The sequence below is a fragment of the Neisseria sp. P0021.S005 genome (assembly GCF_051956955.1).
Window position 1 is genome coordinate 1 of the sequence record NZ_JBQCWY010000458.1, and the last position, 2,461, is coordinate 2,461.

The 2,461-nt window shown below is 41.6% G+C and carries 6 protein-coding genes; 5 read left to right on the top strand and 1 reads right to left on the bottom strand.

Annotated features, from left to right (window positions below; translation table 11 throughout):
* Positions 1-2: 2 nt before the first annotated feature.
* From ACTHUE_RS15530 to ACTHUE_RS15540, 3 genes are all read left to right on the top strand, one after another.
* A complete protein-coding gene (locus ACTHUE_RS15530; RefSeq protein ID WP_440423934.1) occupies positions 3-416 on the top strand; it encodes a hypothetical protein in 414 nt (137 codons plus the stop codon).
* Positions 413-823, top strand: a complete 411-nt coding sequence (locus tag ACTHUE_RS15535; protein ID WP_107811020.1) for a hypothetical protein — start codon at positions 413-415, stop codon at positions 821-823. The genes ACTHUE_RS15530 and ACTHUE_RS15535 overlap by 4 nt, the downstream gene beginning before the upstream one ends.
* A 330-nt stretch (positions 824-1,153) precedes the next feature.
* Positions 1,154-1,228 (top strand): hypothetical protein, encoded by a 75-nt coding sequence (locus ACTHUE_RS15540; protein ID WP_336623262.1) that lies wholly within the window; start codon positions 1,154-1,156, stop codon positions 1,226-1,228.
* 81 nt (positions 1,229-1,309) lie between these two features.
* Here the strand turns inward: ACTHUE_RS15540 and ACTHUE_RS15545 are convergent, their stop codons facing one another.
* Positions 1,310-1,498, bottom strand: coding sequence for a carbamoyltransferase (locus tag ACTHUE_RS15545; protein WP_440423935.1), 189 nt, complete (start codon positions 1,496-1,498; stop codon positions 1,310-1,312).
* 106 nt (positions 1,499-1,604) lie between these two features.
* Here ACTHUE_RS15545 and ACTHUE_RS15550 point away from each other — a divergent pair, with 106 nt between their 5' ends.
* Positions 1,605-1,754 (top strand): hypothetical protein, encoded by a 150-nt coding sequence (locus ACTHUE_RS15550; protein WP_440423936.1) that lies wholly within the window; start codon positions 1,605-1,607, stop codon positions 1,752-1,754.
* The gene (locus ACTHUE_RS15555; RefSeq protein ID WP_440403369.1) at positions 1,755-2,249 is read left to right on the top strand and encodes a contact-dependent growth inhibition system immunity protein; all 495 of its coding nucleotides are present in this window, start codon (positions 1,755-1,757) and stop codon (positions 2,247-2,249) included.
* The last annotated feature ends 212 nt before the right edge of the window (positions 2,250-2,461 follow it).

Genomic DNA, 2,461 nt, shown 5'->3' on the forward strand with positions numbered 1-2,461 from the left:
ATATATATGAGGGCACTCTATTAAACTATACTTTGAAAAACGATGAATTTCATATTATCGTCAATTGTGTGGATTATCCGGATTTACCTCAAGAGCTTCCTACCCCCAATTATTCAGACTGGGTAAAAATTAAATTCAAGCAGTTCAGCTATCTAAAATTTAGATATGAATACGCTACGAAGAGCCAAGATAAAAAGATCAAAAATGTATTGGAGCTTGGCAAATTAAAGCAGGATGATGAAATCTGGGATTATGGAGGTACGTTGGAATTGATAGGCGGTAGGTATGATCTTCCGACCGGTTTTATCATAGATATAGTTTGCCGGGAAATAGAGTTAGAATTTTTAGATCAGGAGAGTTTCAGAGCCGTAGCTTTCATGCTACGCAAGCAGCGTTTTGAAGGTAAAATAATATGACGACTTATACTATTCCAAGAAAAGATTATCAATTTCTGCATATAATTGAAGGGTCTCTATTAAACTATACTTTGAAAAATGATGAATTTCATATCATCGTCAAGAATGTGAATTATCCGGATTTTCCTCAAGAGAACCCTATGCCCAATTATTCAGACTGGGTAAAAATTAAATTCAAGCAGTTCAGCTATCTGAAATTTATCTATGGATACGCTACGGAGAACCAAGATATAAATATCGATAATACATTGGAGCTTGGAGAATTAAAGCAGGATGATGAAATCTTAGATTATGGAGGTACGCTGGCATTGATAGGCGGTAGGTATGATCTTCCGACCGGTTTTAGCATAGATATAGTTTGCCGGGAAATAGAGTTAGAATTTTTAGATCAGGAGAGTTTCAATTAAACAAGCCGTAGCTTTCATGCTGCACAAGCAGCCTTTCGGAAGCTCTTGACAAAGCCGGTTGGGCATATGTGCTTTATCACTTAATATTACTTGACAAAAGGATGTGTGCAGAACGCACGCATGCGGTTCTCAAGGTTTGAGCTAAGAGGCCGTCTGAAACAACAAAAATACGTTTCAGACGGCCTTTCTTTCAACAAGGCGCCACAGCAATCAGACAAAAGCAGCCCACCGCCACACCCATATCGGCAGCACGGCTAGCAAAATCATTATCCGAAGCGGTGTAGACACAACTCTAAGACGGCAAATTTTGAACGTCATAGTCTTTCGGGTATGACACTAAGGGCCGACATGATCAAACAGCGCGAAATCCATCTGGCCATACCCGCACAAACTAATAAGGAGTAAAGATTGCAGTTGCAACGTGTGGTAGAGTATGGCAAAAATCTAAACATTAAAGTCAAAATTACGGAGATCAAATAATGATTTTTAAACAGGATCAAAATTATTGGGCAGCAAGCCGTAGCCCATATGAAACCTAAACTCAACAAGTAGGATGTGTGCGGAACGCACGCATGCGGTTCTCAAGGTTTGAGCCAAGAGGCCGTCTGAAACAATAACTACGGTTTCAGACGGCCTTTCTTTCAACAAGCCACCACAGCAATCAGACAAAAGCAACCCACCGCCACACCCATATCGGCAGCACGGCCGGCAAAACCATTATCCGCAGCGGTGTAAAGACAACTCTAAGACGGCAAATTTTGAACGTCATAGCCTTTCGGGTATGACATTAAGGGCCGACATGATCAAACAGCGCGAAATCCATCTGGCCATACCCGCACAAACTAATAAGGAGCAAAGATTGCAGTTGCAACGTGTGGTAGAGTATGGCAAAAGTCAAAACATTACAGTCAAAATTACGGAGATCGAATAAATGACTTTCAATCAAGAACAAGATTATTGGGCCGGCTATAAGGCAAACGAAAGAGCCTTGATTATTCAAACATGGTCAGGATTTGGGCGATATGCTCCAGACCACCTATATCCCCCCCATATCCTGCCATTGGATACCGACAATGGAACTTTAGGCACGACGGTCTTGCAAGCGTTGACAAACAGCAGGACTTTCGTTTATGACAGTCCAGAAGACCAAGATTTTTTTGATACCGAAAAATTTCGGCAACGCTATGAGGATTGGGTTGCCAACCTATGCGGGAACTTGGGCTATAAAACCAGACGCGCCCTATTCAAAAACATGATGAGCGTGGATATTTGGCTGCACAACGGCTGCCTGAAAATCAGCCCGAGCCGCCATGTCAAGCTGGAAGCGTGGGATGCCATTGATGCAGATAATGTAATTTTATCATTGGATAACAGCCCTGAAGAAATCGGAGCAGGTCTAAGGTTGGCATTGAGCCGCTGCCGATAATATTTGACAAAAGGTCGTCTGAAAGCCGGAAACTTTTTTCAGACGATCTTTTTTATCACACTCAAAGCCCGCGTGCGTACCGCACACACCTTACCTGCATAGGTTTAATGCGGGCTACGTCTTGCTGAAGATAAAGTTATTAAGGAATTTGGCAAATATGGAAAAAATTGAGAAATTTAAATCTGAATTATTAAATGCCATCTTTCAATATA

Excerpts from the sequence above, each read along its gene's own strand:
- ACTHUE_RS15535 (WP_107811020.1), top strand. The coding sequence starts at position 413 with ATGACGACTTATACTATTCCAAGAAAAGATTATCAATTTCTGCATATA.
- ACTHUE_RS15550 (WP_440423936.1), top strand. The coding sequence starts at position 1,605 with ATGACATTAAGGGCCGACATGATCAAACAGCGCGAAATCCATCTGGCC.
- ACTHUE_RS15555 (WP_440403369.1), top strand. The coding sequence starts at position 1,755 with ATGACTTTCAATCAAGAACAAGATTATTGGGCCGGCTATAAGGCAAAC.